21 protein-coding genes and 2 tRNA genes are annotated in these 21889 nt (G+C 72.2%); 13 read left to right on the top strand and 10 right to left on the bottom strand.

Going from position 1 to position 21889, the window contains the following annotated elements; genetic code table 11:
- Window positions 1-330: 330 nt before the first annotated feature.
- The 3 genes from ABD52_RS26440 to ABD52_RS26430 all read right to left on the bottom strand — a co-directional run bounded on the left by ABD52_RS26440 (window position 331) and on the right by ABD52_RS26430 (window position 2088).
- Window positions 331-600 carry a hypothetical protein gene (locus tag ABD52_RS26440; RefSeq protein ID WP_013288411.1) on the bottom strand — a complete coding sequence of 90 codons (270 nt, stop codon included), beginning with the start codon at window positions 598-600 and terminating at the stop codon, window positions 331-333.
- A 196-nt stretch (window positions 601-796) separates the two neighbouring features.
- On the bottom strand, window positions 797-1036 hold the full coding sequence (locus ABD52_RS26435; RefSeq protein ID WP_013475247.1) for a DUF397 domain-containing protein: 240 nt from the start codon (window positions 1034-1036) through the stop codon (window positions 797-799).
- Window positions 1037-1107: 71 nt separating this feature from the next.
- Window positions 1108-2088: a helix-turn-helix transcriptional regulator gene (locus ABD52_RS26430; protein ID WP_047893570.1), complete on the bottom strand. Its 981-nt coding sequence runs from the start codon at window positions 2086-2088 to the stop codon at window positions 1108-1110.
- Window positions 2089-2291: 203 nt separating this feature from the next.
- On the opposite strand from ABD52_RS26430, the gene ABD52_RS26425 reads away from it, so the two are divergent.
- Window positions 2292-3545 carry an MFS transporter gene (locus ABD52_RS26425; RefSeq protein WP_030273871.1) on the top strand — a complete coding sequence of 418 codons (1254 nt, stop codon included), beginning with the start codon at window positions 2292-2294 and terminating at the stop codon, window positions 3543-3545.
- A 57-nt stretch (window positions 3546-3602) separates the two neighbouring features.
- Here the strand turns inward: ABD52_RS26425 and ABD52_RS26420 are convergent, their stop codons facing one another.
- Window positions 3603-3845, bottom strand: a complete 243-nt coding sequence (locus tag ABD52_RS26420) for a mycoredoxin (RefSeq protein ID WP_013288407.1) — start codon at window positions 3843-3845, stop codon at window positions 3603-3605.
- A 91-nt stretch (window positions 3846-3936) separates the two neighbouring features.
- Between ABD52_RS26420 and ABD52_RS26415 the strand changes: the two genes are divergently transcribed.
- From ABD52_RS26415 to ABD52_RS26410, 3 genes are all read left to right on the top strand, one after another.
- Window positions 3937-6060, top strand: a complete 2124-nt coding sequence (locus ABD52_RS26415) for an ATP-dependent DNA helicase UvrD2 (RefSeq protein ID WP_013288406.1) — start codon at window positions 3937-3939, stop codon at window positions 6058-6060.
- A gap of 129 nt (window positions 6061-6189) precedes the next feature.
- A complete protein-coding gene (locus ABD52_RS38555; RefSeq protein ID WP_013288405.1) occupies window positions 6190-6444 on the top strand; it encodes a hypothetical protein in 255 nt (84 codons plus the stop codon).
- 132 nt (window positions 6445-6576) lie between these two features.
- The gene (locus ABD52_RS26410; RefSeq protein ID WP_013288404.1) at window positions 6577-6942 is read left to right on the top strand and encodes a WhiB family transcriptional regulator; all 366 of its coding nucleotides are present in this window, start codon (window positions 6577-6579) and stop codon (window positions 6940-6942) included.
- 334 nt (window positions 6943-7276) lie between these two features.
- Here the strand turns inward: ABD52_RS26410 and ABD52_RS26405 are convergent, their stop codons facing one another.
- The 3 genes from ABD52_RS26405 to ABD52_RS40310 form a co-directional block, all read right to left on the bottom strand.
- Window positions 7277-8623: an AarF/ABC1/UbiB kinase family protein gene (locus ABD52_RS26405; RefSeq protein ID WP_047893569.1), complete on the bottom strand. Its 1347-nt coding sequence runs from the start codon at window positions 8621-8623 to the stop codon at window positions 7277-7279.
- Between the two features lie 10 nt (window positions 8624-8633).
- Window positions 8634-9746, bottom strand: coding sequence for a TOMM precursor leader peptide-binding protein (locus tag ABD52_RS26400; RefSeq protein ID WP_152748327.1), 1113 nt, complete (start codon window positions 9744-9746; stop codon window positions 8634-8636).
- A 178-nt stretch (window positions 9747-9924) separates the two neighbouring features.
- Window positions 9925-10092 (bottom strand): DUF5679 domain-containing protein, encoded by a 168-nt coding sequence (locus tag ABD52_RS40310; RefSeq protein WP_007464795.1) that lies wholly within the window; start codon window positions 10090-10092, stop codon window positions 9925-9927.
- A gap of 473 nt (window positions 10093-10565) precedes the next feature.
- Here ABD52_RS40310 and ABD52_RS26395 point away from each other — a divergent pair, with 473 nt between their 5' ends.
- Together ABD52_RS26395 and ABD52_RS26390 are read left to right on the top strand one after the other, a co-directional pair.
- Complete coding sequence (locus ABD52_RS26395; protein ID WP_013288401.1) at window positions 10566-11087, top strand: M48 family metallopeptidase; 522 nt, start codon at window positions 10566-10568, stop codon at window positions 11085-11087.
- A gap of 112 nt (window positions 11088-11199) precedes the next feature.
- On the top strand, window positions 11200-11835 hold the full coding sequence (locus tag ABD52_RS26390; protein ID WP_047893567.1) for a hypothetical protein: 636 nt from the start codon (window positions 11200-11202) through the stop codon (window positions 11833-11835).
- Window positions 11836-11944: 109 nt separating this feature from the next.
- On the opposite strand, the gene ABD52_RS26385 is transcribed toward ABD52_RS26390, so the two are convergent.
- Window positions 11945-13216 carry a zinc-dependent metalloprotease gene (locus ABD52_RS26385; RefSeq protein ID WP_082171395.1) on the bottom strand — a complete coding sequence of 424 codons (1272 nt, stop codon included), beginning with the start codon at window positions 13214-13216 and terminating at the stop codon, window positions 11945-11947.
- Between the two features lie 115 nt (window positions 13217-13331).
- Between ABD52_RS26385 and ABD52_RS26380 the strand changes: the two genes are divergently transcribed.
- The 6 genes from ABD52_RS26380 to ABD52_RS26355 all read left to right on the top strand — a co-directional run bounded on the left by ABD52_RS26380 (window position 13332) and on the right by ABD52_RS26355 (window position 19375).
- The gene (locus ABD52_RS26380; RefSeq protein WP_030273878.1) at window positions 13332-14345 is read left to right on the top strand and encodes a PDZ domain-containing protein; all 1014 of its coding nucleotides are present in this window, start codon (window positions 13332-13334) and stop codon (window positions 14343-14345) included.
- A 127-nt stretch (window positions 14346-14472) separates the two neighbouring features.
- Window positions 14473-17463 carry a UPF0182 family protein gene (locus tag ABD52_RS26375; RefSeq protein ID WP_225319643.1) on the top strand — a complete coding sequence of 997 codons (2991 nt, stop codon included), beginning with the start codon at window positions 14473-14475 and terminating at the stop codon, window positions 17461-17463.
- A gap of 149 nt (window positions 17464-17612) precedes the next feature.
- Window positions 17613-18122 (top strand): RNA polymerase sigma factor, encoded by a 510-nt coding sequence (locus ABD52_RS26370; RefSeq protein ID WP_047893566.1) that lies wholly within the window; start codon window positions 17613-17615, stop codon window positions 18120-18122.
- Window positions 18112-19038, top strand: coding sequence for a hypothetical protein (locus tag ABD52_RS26365; protein WP_047893565.1), 927 nt, complete (start codon window positions 18112-18114; stop codon window positions 19036-19038). Before ABD52_RS26370 ends, ABD52_RS26365 begins: the two co-directional genes overlap by 11 nt.
- Window positions 19039-19088: 50 nt before the next feature.
- A tRNA-Met gene (locus ABD52_RS26360) sits at window positions 19089-19162 on the top strand.
- A gap of 136 nt (window positions 19163-19298) precedes the next feature.
- Window positions 19299-19375: transfer RNA gene (locus tag ABD52_RS26355), tRNA-Met, on the top strand.
- A 38-nt stretch (window positions 19376-19413) separates the two neighbouring features.
- Here ABD52_RS26355 and ABD52_RS26350 read toward each other — a convergent pair.
- Together ABD52_RS26350 and ABD52_RS26345 are read right to left on the bottom strand one after the other, a co-directional pair.
- Window positions 19414-19989: a TetR/AcrR family transcriptional regulator gene (locus ABD52_RS26350; protein WP_047893571.1), complete on the bottom strand. Its 576-nt coding sequence runs from the start codon at window positions 19987-19989 to the stop codon at window positions 19414-19416.
- On the bottom strand, window positions 19976-21508 hold the full coding sequence (locus tag ABD52_RS26345; RefSeq protein WP_047893564.1) for an MFS transporter: 1533 nt from the start codon (window positions 21506-21508) through the stop codon (window positions 19976-19978). Before ABD52_RS26345 ends, ABD52_RS26350 begins: the two co-directional genes overlap by 14 nt.
- Before the next feature lie 135 nt (window positions 21509-21643).
- On the opposite strand from ABD52_RS26345, the gene ABD52_RS26340 reads away from it, so the two are divergent.
- Window positions 21644-21889, top strand: a 246-nt coding sequence (locus ABD52_RS26340; protein ID WP_013288392.1) for a hypothetical protein, incomplete at its 3' end; no start/stop codon positions are given.

Genomic DNA, 21889 nt, shown 5'->3' with positions numbered 1-21889 from the left:
GCTGGCGGCGGCGCCAGTTCGGGGAAGTGGCGTGGTCGAGGGCGGTCGGTTACCGCCACTTCGCCGAGCTGGTGGGTCGGCCGGGTTTCGGCTGGTGGGTGGCACCAGCTCGGGGAAGTGGTGTGGTCGAGGCCGGTGGGATGCAGCCACCTCCCCGAACTGGCGAGGCCGGGCGGACCTCGGCCGGGTGGAACGGGGGTGGGGCGCGGCCCCGACCCGGACCGTCGTTGCCGCGACGGTCGCGGGCCGGGAACACGTGCCGTCGAGGCCGGGTGAGGCGGGTAAACGGCGGGGGAGGCCGGTCCGGCCACGACGGACGTCAGCGTCCGGTCATCCACCGTCCCAGCGGTACGGGTGCCCGGGAGCGGATTCCTCGATCGGCAGCACCTTGACCCGGTGCCGGCCTGTGCGTACCGCACCGACGGCGGACAGTGCGCGGGCGAGCAGGAGTGCGGCGTCCCGGTCCTCGGCGTGGACGACCTGGCGGCGGGGCTCCGGCGTGCTCGTCTCGTCCCGCAGGCGGCCCCCGCCGGCCCAGGCGGCGGCGATGTCGGCGTCGGCGGCGGTACGGATCTCGGTGCGGACGATCAGGAACCGCATGGTGTCCCCCGGACAATCGGCGGTTACACGCTGGAACTTCCATGTCACTCCCGCGTCATGTTACGCCGATGTGACAGCCCGGCAAGGGGAACGCGCCAGCTCGACCGATCGGGGGATCCCAGGTCAGCACCGTTGTCGGGGGCGGACGCGCGAAGGGCCGCCGGCGCACGCCGACGGCCCTCCGGGGTTCGCCGGATCAGTCCAGATCGAACTGACCGCTCTTCGTTCCGGCGAGGAAGCCGAGCCATCCGGCCCGGTCGAACAGCAGGACCGGTCCGCTCGGGTCCTTGCTGTCCCGCAGCGCCACTGTGGCCGGCCCGGAGTCGAGCGGCGCGACCTCCACGCAGTTGGAGGTCTGGCTGCGGGTGCTCTTGCGCCAGGCGGCGCCGGCGAGCCGTCCCGAGCGGGCGGTCGTGCTGGTGTGGATCTCGTTCATGGTGCTTGCTCCTGGTGAGGTGCTCCGATGGGTCCGAGCGACGCCGGAGCGCGGGCGGTGTCCGTGCCGGATCACCGTTCCGTGGTGAGGCGCCCCGAGTCCCGGCGTCGCTGGGCCGGCGCCGTTGCCGGCCCGTACGCCACCGTGGACTCGACTGCCGTGCCGGTCAGCCGTCCCGTCGCCTCGATCAACCAGGAGAGGGTGTCCGATGCGGAGAGCGCCGACGAGCATAGCCACTCGAACACCACTTTATAGCGATTTAGGGTGTTTACCTCGGTCGACATGACGTCGGTGAACCCACCTTCGATGGCGAGTGTCTCCGGATCGAGGGGATCGGCGAACCGGTAGACCGAGAACGCGGTCGGCGGAAGGTACCAGTCACCGACCCGGGTGTCCCGCAGCAGCAGGCGCAGCGTCACGTTCGGCAGCAGCGCCATCTCGCACAGGTGGACGAGCTGCTCGTGCAGCACCTTCGGTGGCCCGGCACGGCGGCCGAGCGCCGCCTCCTCCAGCACCGCCGTGTAGCGGGGCACGTCGGGGGAGCGGGTCAGCAGCGACTGGCGGGCCTGCCGCGCCCGTACCTCGGTCTCGGGATCCTCGGTCTCCGGGTCGCCGGCCTCGGCGGCGACCTGCGCGGCGGACATGATCCGGTGCCGGGCGTACCCGGGCGTCTGCAGCAGCCCCGGCACCAGCACCGGGTTGTACTCGGAGATCTCCGCGCAACCCGCCTCCAGTTCGGCGAAGGCGCGCTGCTGCTGGGTCATCACCGGGAAGTTGCGCAGCCAGCCGCGCATGTCGCCGGCCTCGTGGGTGATCCCGGTCAGTTCCGCGCGCTGCTCCTCGTCGGCGCCGTAGAGCGTCAGCAACACGTCCACGTCGTCCGGGTCGGGACGGCTGCGGCCGTTCTCCAGACGGGACAACTTGGATGCGGAGGCCCAGCCGATCCGCTCGATGACCTGGTCACCGGTCAGACCGGCCTGTTCGCGGAGCCGACGCAGCTCGATGCCGAGTCGACGACGGCGCAGAATCGGGCCTGGTACGGCAGGAGGCACGGCGTCCTCTTTCCCGTCGACCGTCGCTTGACGCGACGGTAACTGTATGAAATTCGCCCCCCACGGTCAGTATGGACGGCGCGACCGGCGTCGGAGGTTCCGGCAAGGGCGTGTCACGAGACAAAAAGAGGACCGTGGAGGGTGTCTTCACCAGCGCCCGCCCCCGACGCGCCCTGGTGGCGCACCCCTGCCGGAGGGAACCGATGCGCACCGTCCTGCGCCGCCCCGACTTCCGTCTCCTGTTCGCCGCGCTCGTCGCGAGCATGGCGGCAGAGTCGGTCCTGCTGCTCGCCCTGGCCGTCTGGGTCAAGGATCTGACCGGTTCGGACAGCATGGCCGGGGCGACCATCTTCGCGGTCATCGCGCCGATGACGCTCGCCCCGCTGGTCGGCTGGGTGGTCGACCGCTACCGGAGGCGACAGTTCTTCATCGCCGCCAACCTGGTCGCGGCGGTGCTGCTCGGTCCGCTGCTCACGGTCCGGGACCGGTCCGACGTCTGGGTGATCTACGTGGTCGCCGCGCTCTACGGACTGTCGTACATCACGCTCACCGCCGTGCTCAACGGACTGATCCGGCATCTGGTTCCGCCCGATCTGCTCGCCGACGCGAACGGACTGCTCCAGACCGTCCGGCAGGGTCTGCGGCTGATCGGGCCGCTGGCCGGGGCCGGTGTCTACGCCGCAGTCGGCGGCTGGCTGCTGGTCCTGCTGGCCATGACCGGCTTCCTCGTCGCGGCGGCGGTGGTCGGGCGGCTGCGCGTGGAGGAGAGCACGCCGTCGCGGCCGGGTCGGCGCGGGCCGTCCGAACTGGGCGCGGGGCTGCGGCACCTGACCGGCGAGCCGGCGCTGCGCCGGGCGCTGCTCGGGTACGGGCTCGGCTCGCTGGTGATGGGCTTCACCGAGTCGCTGATCTTCGCGTACGTCGATCTGGGCCTGCACCGCGACGCCGCGTTCGTCGGCGTGCTGGTCATGGTGCAGGGCGTCGGCGGGCTGGTCGGCGGCCTGTTCTCGGCCGCCGTGGTCCGCCGGTTCGGCGAGGTCGGCGCGCTCGCCGCGGGCGTGACGTTCTTCGGGCCGGCCGCGCTGGCGCTGGCGTACCCCCGATTGTGGCTCGGGGTGGTGGCGCTGCTGCTGGCCGGCCTGTCGCTGCCGCTGACCATGGTGGGGTTGAACACGCTGATCCAGCGGCGGACGCCGCCGCGGCTGCTGGGCCGGGTCACCGCCGCGTCCGAGGCGCTGGTCAGCGGCCCGCAGGCGCTCTCCATCGGCACCGGCGCGCTGCTCGTCGGCGTGTTCGACTACCGGCTGCTGTTCGCCCTCGTCGGTGCGGTCACCACGGCGGCCGGCCTCTACCTGTGGCGGGGGCGCGGGCTGACCATGCCGGTCGCCGGACCGGTGCGGATCCCGGCGCCCCGGAAGCCGGCCGACGACGGGGTGCTCAGCCGCGGTGGTTCCTGAACGACGGCGAGCGGCCGCACCCGGATCGGGTACGGCCGCTCGTGCGTCGCGGGCGGATCAGCCGGGCAGCGCGGCCAGGTGCTGCTTGACCTGGGTGATCGAAGGGTTGGTCAGGGCGCTGCCGTCGGCGAAGCGCAGCGTCGGGACGGTCTGGTTACCGCCGTTGACGCCCATCACGAAGTCCGCGGCCGTCGGGTCCTGCTCGATGTCGACCACCTCGTACGCGATGCCCTCCCGGTCGAGCTGCGACTTCAGCCGGTGGCAGTAGCCGCACCACGGGGTGGAATACATCGTCAGCATGGTCTGGTCCTCCAAGGGGTGGCTCGCGCCCGGTCCGATCAGGCCAGGCTAACCGCTGCAACGTCACACGATGCTGGGATGATTCCCTGCTGTGGGCGTTCACTCAGCGGCGGAACGGGTGCTGGCCGGGCTGGATCCGGAGCAGCGGTCCGCGGTGACCGCCCCGGCCGGTCCGGTCTGCATCCTGGCCGGCGCCGGCACCGGCAAGACCCGGGCGGTGACCTCGCGGATCGCGTACCGGGCGCTGACCGGGGACATCGCCGGCCGGCATGTGCTGGCGGTCACGTTCACCGCCCGCGCCGCCGCCGAGATGCGCAGCCGGCTCGGCGTGCTCGGGGTGCAGGGGGTGCAGGCGCGCACGTTCCACGCCGCGGCGCTGCGGCAGGTCCGCTACTTCGCGCCCCGGCTGCTGGCCGGCCGGGCCATGCCGGAGCTGCTGGACAGCAAGGTGCGGGTGGTCACGCTCGCCGCTGCCAAGGTCGGCCTGCGCGCCGACCGGGCCGCCGCGCGGGACCTGTCCGCCGAGATCGAGTGGGCCAAGTCGTCGCTGGTCGAGCCCGGGGAGTACGTCGTCGCCGCGGCCAAGGCGCTGCGCGAGACGCCGTACGAGCCGGCCCGGGTGGCCGACGTGTTCGACGCGTACGAGCGGCTCAAGCGCGGCAACGGGGTGATCGACTTCGAGGACATGCTGCGCGCCGCGGTCTGGGGCATCGAGGAGCACCCGGATGTGGCCGAGCAGGTGCGCAACCAGTACCGGCACTTCGTGGTCGACGAGTACCAGGACGTCAACCCGCTCCAGCAGCGGCTGCTGGAGGCGTGGCTGGGCGGCCGGGACGACCTCACAGTGGTCGGCGACGCCAGCCAGACGATCTACTCGTTCACCGGCGCCACCTCGTCGTACCTGGTCGACTTCCCCCGTTTGCACCGGGGCGCGACAGTCGTCCGGCTGGTCCGCGACTACCGCTCCACACCGCAGGTGGTCGGGCTCGCCAACGCGGTGATCTCGCAGGCCCGGGGCACCGAGGCGCGGCTGCGGCTGGAGCTGCACGGCCAGCGCCGGCCCGGCCCGGAACCGGAACTGCGGATCTTCACCGACGAGCCGGCCGAGGCGAACGCGGTCGCGGCCCGCTGCCGGGCGCTCGTGGCGGGCGGCACCCCGGCGCGGGAGATCGCGGTGCTGTTCCGCACCAACGCGCAGTCCGAGGCGTACGAGAAGGCGCTCTCCGAGGCCGGGGTGCCGTACGTGCTCCAGGGTGCGGAGCGGTTCTTCGAGCGGCCCGAGGTGCGCCAGGCGATGATCGCGTTGCGCGCCGCCACCCGGTCGGCCGACGCGGGAACCCCGCTGCCGGCCGCCGTGGTCGAGGCGCTCACCGCCGTCGGCTGGGCGCCCGACGCGCCCCCGCCCGGCGGCGCCGCACGGGAGCGGTGGGAGGCGCTCGCCGCGCTGGTCCAGCTCGCCGAGGAGTACGCGGCGCAGGCCGAGGAGGAACCGGGCCTGACCGGGTTCACCGAGGAACTCGCCCGGCGGGCCGCCCAGCAGCACGTGCCCACAGTCGAGGGGGTGACGCTCGCGTCGCTGCACTCGGCGAAAGGGCTGGAGTGGGACGCGGTGTTCCTGGTCGGGCTGGCCGAGGGAACGCTGCCCACCACGTACGCGAAGACCATGGAGCAGGTCGAGGAGGAACGGCGGCTGCTCTACGTCGGGATCACCCGGGCCCGGGAGTGGCTCTGGCTGTCGTACGCCACCGCGCGCTCGCCGGGTGGGCGGGCACGGCGGCCCTCGCGGTTCCTGCCGCAGCTCGACCGGTCCGGCGGCGGGGAGCGGGCCGGCGGCGGCGGGCCGGCGCGGCGGGCCGAGCGGCGCCGGCCGCAGGTGGTCTCGTGCCGGATCTGCGGCGCCACGCTGCTCGCCGGCGCGGACCGCAAACTGGGCCGCTGCCCGACCTGCCCGTCGGACATCGACGAGGAGTTGTACGAGCGGCTGCGCGAGTGGCGGCAGCGGGTGGCGGGCGCGCAGAAGGTGCCGGCGTACGTGGTCTTCACCGACGCCACGCTCACCGCGCTGGCCGAGCGGAAGCCCGGCCGCACCGAGGAACTGGTGGCGATCGCCGGGATCGGGCCCCGAAAAGTCGGGCTTTACGGGGATACGGTGCTCGCCCTGGTGGCGGGCGCCACGGTGGACGAGGTCTGCCCACAGAAAACTTCTGAAAACTAGCCGTAAATCGTTTGCCCTCCCCCGAGGGCTAGGAATAGCCTCATGACACACCTCGCGAGCGGCGCCGTTCTGGCTGCTCAAAGGGGATGAGTCCACGGTCGGCACGAGGAGAGTAGGGAGGTGGCACCAATGAAGATCTTCACCTATGAGCGTCTTGCGGCGATGCCGTCTGCCGTCGCTCCGCTGTCGGCTGTCCGGGTGGCCCTCGCCGCTCGACCGTCGGCTCCGCAGGTGCACCAGGTCCCGGTTCAGGCCGAGCTGAACCTGACCGTTGCGCCGATCGCCGGAGTCGAGGGGACCAGTGGCTTCGCGGGCAAGGGCATCGATGGCGCCAAGAAGCGCACGGATGTCCGCGGTGTTCCACCTCGAGGTAGACCGGTCTGATCCATCAGACCACCGGCTCACCTCGAGGCCGCGGAACCCGCATACCGGGATCCGCGGCCTCAGTTTTTTGTCCCGCCGAAGTACGTCGGAATGCGATCCACGAGATCGAAGTGAGAGAGAGGTGACCGGAGGATGAGTCTGGCGTTGGCCCCCCTCGACGTGAGCGTCGACGTGGAGGCGAACCTGCCCTGCCGGAAGTTCGACCCCGACCTGTGGTTCTCCGACTCGCCCGCCGAGCTCGAGCTGGCCAAGTCGCTCTGCGGGGACTGCCCGCTGCGCGTCGAGTGCCTGGCCGGGGCGGTGGAGCGAGCCGAGCCCTGGGGCGTCTGGGGCGGCGAGATCTTCGAGCGTGGCGCGGTCGTCCCGCGCAAGCGGCCCCGTGGCCGTCCGCGCAAGGAGGACCTCGCCCGTGACGCGCAGCTCCGGGTCGAGGCGGAGGCGCGACTGGCGGCCAGCGGGCTGTCCGAGTCGCGTAGCTCCGTCCGGCTGGCAGCCTGACAAACCTACGTTCCGAAACCGACCGATGCCGGTGTCCCTCCACCGGCCGACCTGAGAGAGAAACCCTGATGCTGAACCTGCCGAACGGATTCGAGATGCAACTACTCCACGAAGCGTTGTCCAGGGCCCGAATGCGCCGGCCTCAGGCCGGTCGCACCACCACGAGCACTGAGGCAACCCGTTCCGCCCGTACCGTCGCCATGCGGGGCCGCAGCCAGTCGGCCCGCGACCTGGGCGTTCTGTAGAACGATCGCGTGAGGAAGGGGCGGTGACCGACAGGTCACCGCCCCTTCGCCGTGCCCGCTCGCCGGCCCGCGCGCTCGCCGGCTTGCGCTCAGACCACCGGCGCGAAGCCTGGTAGCCAGCGTTCCAGGATCGACCGGTAGGACGCCTTCGCCTCCAACTGGCAGAGCACCCCGATCGAACCCAGCGTGACCCGGTGGATCATCAGGTACGACGGGGGCAGGTTGAGCTGCCGGCTGAGCTGGTAGGCGGGGGAGCGAGGGCTGGCCAGCCGGGTCGCCTCGCCGCGCAGCCAGGCCCGGGTGAAGCGGAACTCCTCCGCGGCGATCGGCTCCAGCATCGGACGCAGGAAGTCGAGCACGGCCGGGGCGTCGATCGACTCGGTGCGGCTGACGAAGCCCTCGGCGCGCAGCCCTTCCACCACCGCGTCGGCGTCCCCGCGCAGCGCCAGTGCTGCGATCCGGCCGATCGGCTCGGGCGTGCCCTGCGGCATCCGGGCCACCGCTCCGAAGTCGATCACGCCGAGCCGGCCGTCCGGGAGCAGCCGGAAGTTGCCCGGGTGCGGGTCGGCGTGCAGCAGCCCGGCCCGCTCCGGCGCGGACAGGTGCAGCTCGGCCATCAGCCGGCCGGCCTCGTTCCGCTGCTCCTCGGTGCCCTCCCGGATGATCTGGGACAGCGGAATGCCTTCCACCCACTCGGTGATCAGCACCCGCGGCGCGGCGTCGAGCACCTCCGGGATGAAGATGTCCGGGTCGTCGGCGTACGCGGCGGCGAACGCCCGCTGCGACTCCGCCTCCAGTTCGTAGTCCAGCTCCTCGGTGATGCGCTCGCGCAGCTCGGCCAGGAGCGGCTTCACGTCCAGCCCCGGCTGGATGGCCCGGAACATGCCGCCGAGCCGGGAGAGCTGCTTGAGGTCGGCCAGCAGGGCGTCACCGGCACCCGGGTACTGGATCTTCACAGCCACGTCCCGGTGCCGAGGACCGCCGTTCGGCCCGTACCCCGGGTCGCGCCAGACCGCCCGGTGCACCTGGCCGATGCTGGCCGCGGCGGCCGGGGTGTCGTCGAACTCGACGAACCGGTCGCGCCAGTCCGGGCCGAGCTGCTCGGCGAGCACCTTGTGCACAGTCGCCGCCGGCAGCGGCGGGGCGGCCTCCTGGAGCTTGGTCAGCGCCTGCCGGTACGGCGCGGCGACCTCCTCGGGCAGCGCCGCCTCGAACACCGACAGGGCCTGGCCGAACTTCATCGCCCCGCCCTTGAGCTGCCCGAGGACGCTGAACAACTGCTCGGCGGTGCGTTGCTGGATCTCGGCGGAGATGACGTCGGACGCGAGGCCGGTCACCCGCTTGCCCATGCCGAGGACGGTTCGACCGGCGAACCCGAGCGGCAGGGCGGCGAGTTTGGCGGTGCGGGACACGGCCCGGCGCGGGATGTCGGTCACCCGGCCATTGTTACCGACGCGGGGCCTCCGCTGCTGCCGTGCGGCCGGTAGCGGCCGGGGCCGACCGGATCGGGCGACGCCGGCAGCAACCGCAGGAGGGGTGTGGGGGCCACCGTCGGTAGCGGACGCGACCCGGACCCCGGACCTCCACCGCGCCGCCGAGCGTCTCCGGCTGGGCGCCGTCGAGCTGGGCCAGCACCTCGGCCGTGGCGAAGGCCGCCGCGGCGAGCCCGGTGGCGGCGGCGCAGGCCCGCGCACCCCGGTCGGCGGCGAGCTGGGCGGCGAGCGCGGGCCAGTCCGGATCCCGGTCGCCGCGGTGCAGGTCGAGGCAGCGCAGGCAGGGACCGGCGGGCGGGCGGACCAGCGGACCGACCACCGGTACGCCGCCGCGCAGGTCGAGCAGCAGATGGGGCTGACGCCGGCGGGCGTACCCGGTGGCCAGCAGCTCGGCCGGACGGTCGACGCCGAGCTGCACCACCAGGTCCGGCCGGGCCGCCCGGGACGGGCCGGTGACAGTTCCGGGCGCGCATCGTTCCAGCGCCGCGCGTACCGCCGGGGCCAGCGGACGGCCCAGCTCCGCGGCGGTCAGGCCGGTCCCGACCAGGTCACCGGCGCCGACCGGGCCGGCCAGATCGGGTACGACGTGCCCGACCCCGGCCTGGGCCAGCGCGACGGCGACCGCTGCGCCGAGGCGTCCCGTACCGGTGACCAGCACCCGGGCGGCACGGCGGCGGCGCAGCAGCCGGGCCGGTGTGCCGGGCAGGTCGGGCGACGCGAGCGCCAGTGCGGCAGCCTCGGCGGCAAGCCGGTCCCGGGCCACTCCGGCCAGCTCGCGGGGGAGCAGTGCCTGTGCCGGCACCACCAGCCCGGCGTCCCGGAGCGTGTCGAGCAGGGCGCGTGCCTCGTCGGGCGGGACTCGCGCGGCGCCCGCCCCGGCCAGCACGGCGCGTTCGCTGCGGGTGCCGTCGAGCAGGTCGAGCAGGCGGGCCGTTCCCGGCGAGGACATCTCCAGCAGCACCGCGCGGCCGGGCGGCTCGCCCAGCTGGAGCGTGTGCCGGTCGCGCCAGAGCCGGGTCAGGCCGGGCAGCAGGACGGGACGGACGAGCGGTGTCGGATCGGTCACGCCACTGATCGTGACCGTCTCCACGCGCTCCGTCGCTCGTTGTCCACAGGTGCGGCGAGCCGTGGCCAGCGTTGTCCACAGGATCTCGCCGGTTTTCCACAACCAGCCGGTAACTGTGTCGGCTACACGACGGAGGAGGACGGCCGACGGCCGTCCTCCTCCGTTTCTGCCGTACGGGTCAGACCTTGGCCTTGCCCAGGATGCGGTTCACTGTTGTGCCGCACACCGGGCACTTGCCCTTGGCCATGTTCATGCCGGTCTTCGAGACCTCCACGTGCCCCTCGAAGTCCCGCTTCTCCTTGCACTTCACGCAGTAACCGTTGTAGGTCTGGGCCTGGTCGGCCACGGTAGCCTCCTCGTCTCGTCCGCCGGAGGTGTCCCGGCGGGTCTCCCTGCGGCGGCCCACGCGTGGCACCGGCGCCGGGGGTTCTCCGCGGTCAGTCACCTGACCGTGGTTGGCGGACCCTACCCAGGTCTGGGCGGTTCCATGTCAGCTGTACGCCGACTCTGTGAGCAAGTCGACGTCGAGAGTGTGCATGCCGAGTAACGTCGGATAAGTCAGTTTCGCGCGGACACGCCGGATGAATGCACCCAGATCCGCTTCGCGCGGCCCCCCGACAGTCACCCGTCGTAGATCACTTAACGTGAACAGGGTCGGTCAGGTGATGGTCAGCTACCGTCGCAAAGAATTTTTTCCGGACTCCTGACAATCAACCGCCACTTTCCGGGCGCGTGTCGTCGTGTTGACTCTTGCGGAGTCCTGGTCAGTACGCATTAGCTTTCCATCGTGACAGTCAACCGAGGCTGCGCGGACCGGTAATGGCCGTGACGCGGAAGCCCGTCGTCGAGGTGCGGCGCAGCCAGCGTCGGCGGCGCACGGTGTCCGCGTACCGGGACGGTGAGCGCGTCGTCGTGCTGATCCCCGACCAGTTCTCCCGGGCCGAGGAGAGCGAGTGGGTCGACCGGATGCTCGCCCGGCTCGCCGCCCGCGAGGGACGGCTGGCCCGCTCGGATGCCGAACTGCTCGCCCGCGCCACTCGCCTGATCGACCTCTACCTGCCCGAACACGGGTCGGCTGCGGCGCCGGCCAGCGTCCGCTGGGTGACCAACCAGAACGGCCGCTGGGGTTCCTGTACGCCCGCCGACCGCACCATCCGGATCTCGCACCGGGTCCAGGACATGCCCGACTGGGTGATCGACTACGTGCTGCTGCACGAGCTGGCGCATCTCATCGTGCCCAGCCACAACGCCGACTTCTGGGCGCTGGTCGCCCGCTACCCGAGGTCGGAGCGCGCCCGCGGCTACCTGGAGGGCGTGGCCGCCACCGCCGCCATCCCCTGACCACCGCCCATCGCGGTCGATCATGAAGTTGGCCTGGCGTTTCGTCCGCTTCGTCACCGCCAACCTCATGATCGTGAACGGACGCGGGTGGGGCGGGGGTTAAGGTCGGCGAATGTCGCGACGTGTGGTGGTGGCGCTGCTCGGCCCGGTGACCTGGACGCCGCCCGGAATCGATCCGGCGCGATGGCGTACCGCGCTCGCCGAGGACGTGGTGGACCTGCTCGCCACGCTGAACGAGCTGGAGACCGCGGTGGCGGTCACCAGCCGGGACCGATGGCTGGCCGACGCCGTGGTCTGGCCCGGCACCCAGGTGTACGAGGTGCCCGAGCCCACGCCGAACGCGGTGTTCACGGCGCTGGCCGGTGACCGGGCGGCCCGGGACGGCGGGGCGGCCGGCTACGACCAGGTGGCGGTGGTGGCGGCGGACGCGCCGGACGTGCCCGGTCTGACGCTCGGCAAGCTGCTCCGGCCGCTCACCACCCGGCCGGTGGCGGTGGCCCCGGTCGAGGGGAGCGGAACCGGGCTGCTGGGAGTGGCGGCGCGACTGCCCGTACCGGCGTGGCTGCCGGCGCTGGACCTGGACACCACAGCGCCGGCCGAGGTGCGACGGGCGGCACCGAGCCCGGGCGACGTGGCGGTCACCGCCAGCTGGCACCGGATGCGCGGCCCGGCTGACCTGGCCGCACTCGATCCGGCCGTCGAGGGCTGGGAGGCGACGCGCGCCCTGCTGTCCGGCCGCCCCGTCTGACCCCCACCCTCCGTTCCCGGCCCGCCGATCTTGCAGTTTGGTACCCGACAGAAGCCGCTTTCAGGACATTCCGAGGGCCACAACTGCAAGATCGACGGGGTGGGCGGTGTCAGTGCTTGTCGTCGTCCTCGCCGGGGGACTTCTCCTCCGGGGCGCCGGGGGCGGAGAAGTCGAAGTTCGCCAGCTCGTCGTCGAGGTCGGTGCTCGTCGTGGCGAACGCCTCCGGGGCGGCGAAGTCGTCGTCGGAGGGCAGCAGGTCCGGGTGGCCCCAGACCGCGTCCCGGCCGGCGATGCCGCGGTGCTCGGTCAGCGCCGCCCACAGCACCGTCGCCTCACGCAGGCGGCGGGGCCGCAGTTCGAGGCCGACCAGCGCGGCGAACGTCTGCTCGGCCGGGCCACCCGCGGCGCGGCGGCGGCGGAACGCCTCGCCGAGGCGTACCACGTTGGGGAGGCGGTCCCCGGCGGCGCTGTCGACGACGTGGCAGACCCAGCCCTCGACCAGGGCCAGTACGGTCTCCAGCCGGGCCAGCGACGCCTTCTGGGCGGGCGTGTCCTCGGGCGTGAAGATGCCCTCCAGCGCGATCGCCTGCATCGACTCCGGGTCGGTCGGGTCGACCCGGCCCATCGCCTCCTCGATCGCCTCCCGGTTGACCCGGATGCCCGCGGCGTAGTTCTCCACCGCGGTCAGCACGTGCCCGCGCAGCCACGGCACGTGCTGGAACAGCCGCTGGTGGGCGGCCTCGCGCAGGGCCACGTAGAGGCGTACCTCGTCCTCGGGCAGCTCCAGGCCCTCGCCGTACACCTTGATGTTGGCGGGGACGAGCGCGGCGGTGCCGGCGGGGCCGAGCGGCAGGCCGATGTCACCGGCGGAGAGCACCTCGGCGGCGAGCGAGCCGAGCGCCTGGCCGAGCTGGCCGCCGAAGAGGGCGCCGCCGAGCGTGGCGACCATCGACTGCATCGGGCCGAGCTGGGCGCGGGCTTCCGGCGGCACCAGGTCGCCCATCGCGCCGACCATCCGGCTGGCCACCGGGTCGCAGAGCTTGCGCCACACGTCGAGCGTCTTGAAGATCCACTCGTTGCGGTTCCAGGCGACCGAGGTGCGGATGCCGGAGGGCCACGAGGTCGCCGGCTCCAGCCAGAGGTCGGCGATGCGCAGCGCCTCCTCGACCGCGTTGCGTTCGAACGGCGACACCGCCGGGTCGCCGGCGGCGGCGAGCTGGCTGGCGGCTACCTGCCGGGCGAGGTCCCAGTTGACCGGCCCGCTGCCCGGCGCCGAGAGCAGGTGCTGCAACTGCGACATGAACTGCTGCATCGCCGCGGGATCGTTGGGGTCCGGTGGTTGACCACCCGGGAGCGCGAAGCCGAACGGAATATCAGGCACGACGTCTACGGTACGCGGGGCCCGCCGCAGGTCGTGCCACTCGGCGTTGCGCTGAGGGCGAAGTCCGCCGGTCACCGCGCCGGATGGCAGGGGACGGATCGGTACGCTCTGGCCCATGAGACGTCGCGGCGTGACCGTCCTCCTCGGTGCCCTGCTCACCGCCCTGCTCAGCGTCGGCGTGCTGAGCGTGCCGCTGCCGTACGTGGTGCTCGGCCCGGGTCCGACGGTGAACACGCTGGGCAGTGAGGACGGCAAGGAGGTCATCCAGGTGACCGGCCGCGCGACGTCCACCTCCGCCGGTCAGCTCCGGCTCACCACTGTCGGTGTGCAGCCGACCGTGCGGCTGCGGTCGGCGCTGGCCGGATGGTTCTCCTCGGACGAGGCGGTGGTGCCGCGGGAGCTGGTCTACCCGCCGGGGGAGTCGCAGGAAGAGGTCGAGAAGCGCAACGCGGAGGACTTCCAGAACTCGCAGACCAGCGCCGAGACGGCGGCGCTGCGCGAGCTGGGCTACCCGATCAAGGTGCTGGTCAAGGCGGTCACGCCGGGCGGCCCGTCGGTCGACGTGCTGCGCCCCGACGACGTGGTCACGTCGGTCGACGGGGTGCCGGTGACGAGCGCGGCCAAGCTCACCGAGCTGATCCGGGCGAAGCCCGCGGGCACCGCGCTGACGATCGGCTACACCCGGGGTGACACACCGGGTACGGCGACGGTGACCAGCCGCGAGCAGGACGGCCGGCCGCGCATCGGTGTGGAGATCGACCAGCAGCAGCCGCACCCGTTCACCCTGAAGATCGACCTGGGTGACATCGGCGGGCCGAGCGCCGGGCTGATGTTCTCGCTCGGCATCATCGACAAGCTGGAGCCGGCCGACCTCACCGGCGGGAAGATCATCGCCGGTACCGGCACCATCGACGACGAGGGTCGCGTCGGTCCGATCGGCGGCATCGCGCAGAAGCTGGTCGGCGCCAAGGACGCGGGCGCGAAGGCGTTCCTGGTGCCCGCCGACAACTGCGCCGAGGCGGTCCGCAACCCGCAGCCGGGACTGCCGCTGCTGAGGGTCGCCACGCTGGGTGAGGCATTGAAGGCACTCGAGACGCTGCGCGCCGGGGGACAGCCGACGCGCTGCTGAGGCGGGCCGGGCGGCGGCCGGCGGGCGGATCGTGACGTGACCTTGACCCGACGTGCTCAGGAACACCCCGTACTCTTGGTGCCTGGTCGGAGCCGATCACATCGAGCGTGCGGAGCCAACAGTGGTCATGCGTAGCAGTCCCTTACCGAGGATGAGCCGGCGCGGACGCGTCACCATCGGTGTCCTGATCGGGGTGTTCATCTTGTTCACCCTCCTCGGGTGGGGCGTCAACGCCTGGACCGACTGGCTCTGGTTCGACGAGGTCCGCTACACCCAGGTCTTCACCGGCGTGCTCGCCACCCGCCTGCTGCTGTTCCTCGTTGTCGGCGTCGGCATGGCGCTGCTCGTCGGCGGCAACCTCTGGCTGGCCCACCGGCTGCGGCCCAAGATGCGTCCGCACTCGGCCGAGCAGGCCACGCTGGAGCGCTACCGGATGCTGCTGAGCCCGCGGCTCGGCACCTGGATCGCGCTCGCCGCCGCCGTCGTCGGGCTGTTCGCCGGCCTCTCCGCGCAGAGCCGCTGGGGTCAGTGGCTGCTGTTCCGCAACGGCGGCGACTTCGGCGTGAAGGACCCGGAGTTCGGCGTCGACGTCGGCTTCTACGTCTTCCAGCTCCCGTTCTGGCGCTACCTGCTCGGCGTCGGCTTCACAGTCGTGGTGCTGTCGCTGCTCGGCGCGCTGGCGGTGCACTACATCTTCGGCGGCGTGCGCCTCCAGGGCGTCGGCGACCGGATGACGAACGCCGCCCGCGCCCACCTCAGCACGCTGGTAGCCGTGTTCGTGCTGCTCAAGGCCGTCGCCTACGTGCTGGACCGGCGGGCCATGCTGCTGGAGTACAACGAGGGCGCCAAGCTCTACGGCGCCGGCTACGCCGACGTGAACGCGCTGCTCCCGGCGAAGGAGATCCTCGCCTGGATCTCCGTCCTGGTGGCGCTGGCGATCATCGTGTTCTCCAACGCCGTCATGCGGAACCTGGTCTGGCCGGGCATCTCGCTGGCCCTGCTGGGCGTCTCCGCGGTGGCGATCGGCGGCATCTACCCGTGGGCCGTGCAGACGTTCGAGGTCAAGCCGAGCGCCCGGGACAAGGAGGCGCCGTACATCGAACGCAGCATCAAGGCCACCCGCACCGCGTTCAGCCTCGACGGCACGAAGACCACACCGTACGCGGCCAGCAACCTCGTTCCACCCGCCAGCCTGGCCACCGACACGTCAGTGGTGTCGAACATCCGGCTGCTCGACCCGCAGCTGGTCTCCGAGACGTACACGCAGCTCCAGCAGGTCCGCGGCTTCTACGACTTCGGCTCGAAGCTGGACATCGACAGGTACTCGGTCAAGGACAAGACCTCCGACTACGTGGTCGGCGTCCGTGAGATCAACTACGGCGAGCTGACCGACCAGCAGAGCAACTGGATCAACCGCCACACCGTCTACACCCACGGGTACGGCCTGGTGGCCGCCCCGGCGAACCAGGTGGTCTGCGGCGGCCAGCCGTACTTCGTCTCCGGCTTCCTCGGCGACAAGGCACAGGAGGCGTGCTCCGCGCCGGCCGAGGAGATCCCGGCCCAGCAGCCGCGGATCTACTACGGCGAGCGGATGGAGCCGGACGACTACGCGATCGTCGGGCAGACCGGCGAGCGCAACGTCGAGTTCGACCGGCCCACCTCCACCGGCGGCGAGCAGTACTACACCTACACCGGTGAGGGCGGCGTCAAGATCGGCTCGTTCCCGCGCCGGCTGCTCTACGCGATCAAGGAGCAGGAGTCGAACTTCCTGCTCTCCGAGGCGGTCAACGAGAACTCGAAGCTGCTGTACGTGCGTAACCCGCGCGACCGGGTGGAGAAGGTCGCGCCGTTCCTCACGCTCGACGGCGACCCGTACCCGGCGGTGGTCGACGGGCGCGTCCTGTGGATCATCGACGGCTACACCACGGCCGCGACCTACCCGTACGCCGAGCGGGTCAACCTCCAGGCCGAGACCGCCGACGAGCTGACCGGCCGGGGCACGTTCCAGCTCGCCCGGGAGAACGTCAACTACATCCGCAACTCGGTGAAGGCGACTGTCGACGCGTACGACGGCACGGTCAAGCTCTACTCGTACGACGACACCGACCCGGTGCTCAAGGCGTGGAACAAGGCGTTCGGCGGCGACCTGGTGCTGCCCAAGGGCGACATCCCGGCCGAGCTGGCCGAGCACTTCCGCTACCCGGCCGACCTGTTCAAGGTGCAGCGCAACCTGCTGACCAAGTTCCACGTCACCGACCCCGGCGACTTCTACTCCGGCCAGGACTTCTGGCAGGTGCCGAACGTGCCGGACGCGCCGGACAGCGGGCAGAAGCAGCCGCCGTACTACCTGTTCACCCAGTTCCCCGGGCAGGACGGTCCACGCTTCCAGCTGACCTCGGCGGTCACCCCGAACGGGCGGCAGAACCTCGCCGCGCTGGTCTCCGGGTCGTACGTCGACGGGCAGCCGAAGCTGGAGGTGCTGGAGCTGCCGGACCAGACCCGGATCTCCGGGCCGACGCAGGTGCACCAGCAGATGACCAACAACGGTGACATCCGGCAGCAGCTCAACCTGCTCTCGTCCAACCAGGCGCAGGTGCAGTACGGCAACCTGCTCTCGCTGCCGTTCGCCGACGGCATGCTCTACGTCGAGCCGGTGTACGTGAAGAGCAGCAGCCAGGACGCGTACCCGCTGTTGCAGAAGGTGCTGCTCTCCTACGGTGACGGCGGCTCGTACGTGGTGCTCGCCAACAACCTCAGCGACGGCATCAAACAGCTCGTCGAGCAGGGCAAGCGGGCGCCGAACAACAACCCGCCGCCCAGCACCGACGACAACCCCACGCCGCCGCCCACCGGGGGCGACAACAACAACACGCCGCCGCCGATGAGCGGGGAGCTGGCCCAGGCGGCTGCCCGGGTGCAGACCGCGATCGCCGAGGTCAAGGCCGCGCAGACGTCCGGCGACTTCGAGCGGTACGGGCGTGCGCTGAAGGCGCTGGACGAGGCGATGAGCGCGTTCCAGCAGGCCCAGGCCGCGGCGAACGGCTCGGGCAACCCGGCGCCGTCGGGCAGCGTCTCGCCACCGGCGCCGACGTCCCCCGCGCCGACACCGGGCGGCTGACGCCGAGCTGACACCACGAGCCCGTGGTCCGGGACCGCAACGGTCACCCGGGCCACGGGCTCGTGTCGTGAAGCGGACTCCCCGGCCGCAACCCCGCACCCCGCCGCGCCGTCAACAGTGCAGGTGAACGTGTGGGGGCGGGAGGGCACATGCGGGACGCGGACAGCTTCGACGACTTCTACCGCAGCACGTCCGGGCGGGCCGTCCGGTACGGCTACGCGGTGGCCGGCGACCCGGCCGAGGCCCAGGATCTCGTGCAGGAGGCGTACGCCCGGGCCTGGCGGCAGTGGGCGAAGCTCGCCGGCCATCCCGCGCCGGAGGCGTGGCTGCGGCTGGTGATCAGCCGGCTGGCGACCGACCGGTTCCGGCGGCTGCGCGGGTGGCGCCTCGCGGCCAGCCGCACCGGCCCGCCACCCGATGTCGGACCGCCCGGCGAGGACACCGTGCTGCTGGTCGCGGCGCTGCGGCAGCTCCCGCCCCGGCACCGGCAGGCGCTCGCCCTGCACTACCTGTTCGACCTGCCGGTGGAGGAGATCGCCCGGGAGGCCGGCGTGCCCACCGTCACTGTGAAGTCCTGGCTGTCCCGGGGACGGGCCCGGCTGGCCGAGCTGTTGCCCGGCGTCGCCGCCGAGGAGCTGGAGGTCAACGATGTCGCGTGAACTGCACCGCTACTACCGGTCCCTCGCCGCCGACACCGACGAGCGGGTGCTGCCGGCACCGGACCGGCTGCGCCGCAGCGCCGACCGCTGGGCCCGGCGCCGCGCCGCGATCACCGTCCTGGCCGCCGCCGGGCTGGTCGCCGGCACGGTGGCCGGAAGCCGGCTGGTGCTCGCCGCCGGGCCAGGGCCCGTCCCGGTTCCACCCCCCGCGGGTACGCCCACCCCGCGGCCGTCGGCAGCCGCGCCCTCGGTCGCGCCGTCGCCCACCACGCCGCCGCCGACCGTCGGCCGTACCTCCGGCTCGCGCAGTCCGATCGTGACCACCACGCCTCCGGCCGCGGCGACCCCGACCACGATCCCGGACCGGGCGTTCTTCGTGCTGCCCGCCGCGAACGACGCCGGCACCGGCAACTACTTCGGCCCGGGACCGGTCCTGCCGGTGCTGTGCGGCGCGACGCCCGGCGACGAGCGGGTGGTCGCGCAGCGGGCCCGGTCGCTGCCGTACCGGCGGGCCGGCGCACCGGCAGACGAGGTGCCGTCCGGCAACTACCGGCACAGCATCACGATCTACCGGTCCGGCGGCGCCGGCGCGGCGCTGGCCGAGCTGCGCGGGGCGGTACGGGCGTGCCCCGAGCAGCCCGCCCGGGGCACGCCGCCGGTGACGGTGCGGCAGCGTCTGCTGCCCGACAGCGGGTACGGCGACGAGTCGGTGCTGTTCGAGACGCGGACGCCGTACCGGGACGCCAACGGCGATCCGAGCGGCGGCGACGAGGTGCACCTGGTACGCGCGGTGCGCTCCGGCGACGTGGTGACGGTGCTGTGGGAACAGGGCTGGGAGAGCACCTCGACCCAGCGCGCCCAGTTCGACGCGGACAGCCGGTGGGCGGTCGAGGCGATCCGGCGGTGGCTGGACTGAGTACCCGTTTTGCGCCCGCCCGGGTCGGTGCGCTACGGTTGTCGAGCCGACGCGGGGTGGAGCAGCTCGGTAGCTCGCTGGGCTCATAACCCAGAGGTCGCAGGTTCAAATCCTGTCCCCGCTACTCGTGACGAAGGGCCCCGGAGTTCTCTCCGGGGCCCTTCGCCGTTCCTGCCCGAGGCGCCCCGGGAACGGTCGGCAGCGGATCCGGGTACCCGGCTGATCTCCAGGATCGGGGTGCGATAAGCTTTGTGAGCCGACGCGGGGTGGAGCAGCTCGGTAGCTCGCTGGGCTCATAACCCAGAGGTCGCAGGTTCAAATCCTGTCCCCGCTACCAAGGTTCAGGCCCGGAATCCACGGATTCCGGGCCTGAACTCATTCCGGGGCCGTCTCGGTGAGGGCGAGCAGTTCCGCGCGGGCCAGCCGGAGCTGCTCGTCAGTGACATAGGCGGTGCCGATGCCGATGGCGAGTCCCTCCGCGGCGTACCGGACGGCCCAGACGCGGCCCGGTGGCAGGCCGTCGGCCTCGAAGGCGCGGTTCCAGCGCGCCGGGTCCTCGGGATCCACCGCGAGCACGTGCTCCATGCTGGCGATCCCGAGTTGCGCGAGCAGGCCGGTGGCGCTGTTCAGTTCCGCCAGGTACGCGCTGTCCCCGGTGAGGGCGCGCACATAACCACGGGTGAAGGCGCCGGGCCGGTCGTCGCCGGGGTCGACGTGGGCGTTCACCTCCTCCCAGAATCGGGTGATCACCTGCTCGACCAGTGCGGCGAACAGGTCCTCCCGGGACGGGAAGTGGTGCATCAGGCCGCTCTTGGTGACACCCGCCTCCCGGGCGATGGCGGCCAGGCTGACGTTGGCGCCGTGCCGGGTGACCACCCGTTCGGCGGCGTCCAGCACGGCCCGCCGGGTGCGTGCACGATCGCGGATCGGACGACGGTCAGTGGCCGGCACGAGCACCTCCAGCAGACACGGGCTCGGAGGGGATGACCTTCCAGGCCACCACCGAGGCGCCGACCAGGATCACGGCGGCGACGAAGGTGGCGGACTGCATCGCCTGGGCGAAGGCGTCCTGCGCAGCGGCCACGACGCCGGGCGCCGGTGACCCGTACACGGCCGCGGCCAGGGAGTCCTCCGCCAGCGCCCGATCGGCGGCGGTGGTCCCGGCGGGGAGCGTCAGCGACGAACGGTAGAGCAGCCCGTGCAACGAGCCGAGGACGGCGATGCCGAGCGCGCCGCCCAGCTCGTACGCCGTCTCGGCCACCGCCGACGCGGCGCCCGCGCGCCGCTCCGGGACGGCGCCGACGACGGCGTCCGTCGAGAGCGTCATGGCGACACCGATGCCGAGCCCGATGACGGCGAGGCCGATGCCCAGGCCCCAGTAGCTCCGGAGGTCGACGCTCGTCCCCATGACGGCGAGCCCGACGGCGGCGACCAGCAGTCCCAGCCCGATCGCGCGGCCCGCCCCCAGCCGCGACAGCAGGACGCCGATCAGTGCCACGACGAGCACCGCGGCGAGTGTCCCGGGCAGCTCGGCGGCGCCGGCCTTCAGGGGGCCGAAGCCGCGAACCAGCTGGAGGTACTGGGAGAAGAAGAACAGCAGCCCCAGGAACCCGAAGATGGCCAGCACGTTGGCTGCAAGCGCGCCCGAGAACGCCGGCACCTTGAACAGCGAGACGTCGAGCAGCGGCACCGCCAGCCGGTTCTGCCGCCGCACGAACCACCATCCGGCCAGCAGCCCGACAGCGGTGGCTGCCACGGTGAGGGCGTCGACGCCGTCACTGAACAGACGCTTGAGGGCGAAGACCAGCGGGACGATCGTGACGATGGACAGCGCCGAGGAACCCACGTCGATCCGCGCCGGCGCCTCGCCCTTCGACTCCGGCAGGAGCAGCCGTCCCGCCACCAGCGCCAGCACCATGACCGGCACGTTGATCAGGAAGACCGATCCCCACCAGAAGCGCTCCAGCAGCGCGCCGCCCACCAGCGGGCCGAGCGCGGTCCCGGCGGTCGCCCCGGCCGACCAGAGCGCGATGGCCCGGGCGCGCTGAGCGCGATCGGCGAACATCGACCGGACGATGGAGAGCGTCGACGGCATCAATGTGGCGCCGGCCAGGCCGAGAAGCGCACGGGCCGCGATCAGCACCTCCGGGGTGGAGGCGAAGGCCGCCAGCACGGACGCCGAGCCGAACCCCACAGTGCCGATCATCAGCAGGCGCTTGCGGCCGATCCGGTCGGCCAGGTTGCCCATCGTGATCAGGAGCCCGGCGAGCACGAAGGCGTAGATGTCCCCGATCCACAGGATCTGCGTGGCGGTGGGCCCGATGTCCTCGGTCAGTGACGGGACCGCGAGGTAGAGGACCGTCCCGTCGACGGCCAGGAGAAGGACCACGAGGACGAGTACCACGAGGGCAGCCCATTCCCGCTTCCCGGCGAGGGCCGGTGCGGGGACCGAGGGCGGGGAGGAGGTCACCAGGAAACCGTAACAGTCCAAATGGACGGCTAATCGTGAGTGAAGCCACCCGGCCTGCGGCGACGACGCGACGTGTCCGGAGACATCCGCCCTGTCCGCCGTGCCCCGGTTGCAGGCCTCGGCGAGGATGGGGACATGTCTGCATGGAACAAGTGGTGGGGCCGCCTGGGCGCGGTCCTCGGTACGGTCGTGCTCTCGGTCTTCGTACCGGTCGCGGCCTGGGCGTCGTCCGGCACCGGCGAGATCGTGGTGGAGGCGGCGCGCCGGCGGTCCCGTGGCGGGTTCGGCATCCTCGGCCTGCTCTGCTGCCTCGTGGTGGTCGGCGGCATCGTGCTGCTGGTGGTGCTGCTCACCCGCGGCCGCCGCAACCGCCCCCCGCGC

The organism is Micromonospora sp. RV43, assembly GCF_001029515.1.
GTDB classification, from domain to species: Bacteria; Actinomycetota; Actinomycetes; order Mycobacteriales; family Micromonosporaceae; genus Micromonospora; species Micromonospora aurantiaca.
The sequence above is the reverse complement of the archived record's forward strand: the minus strand, read 5'-3'. Positions and strand labels throughout refer to the sequence as shown.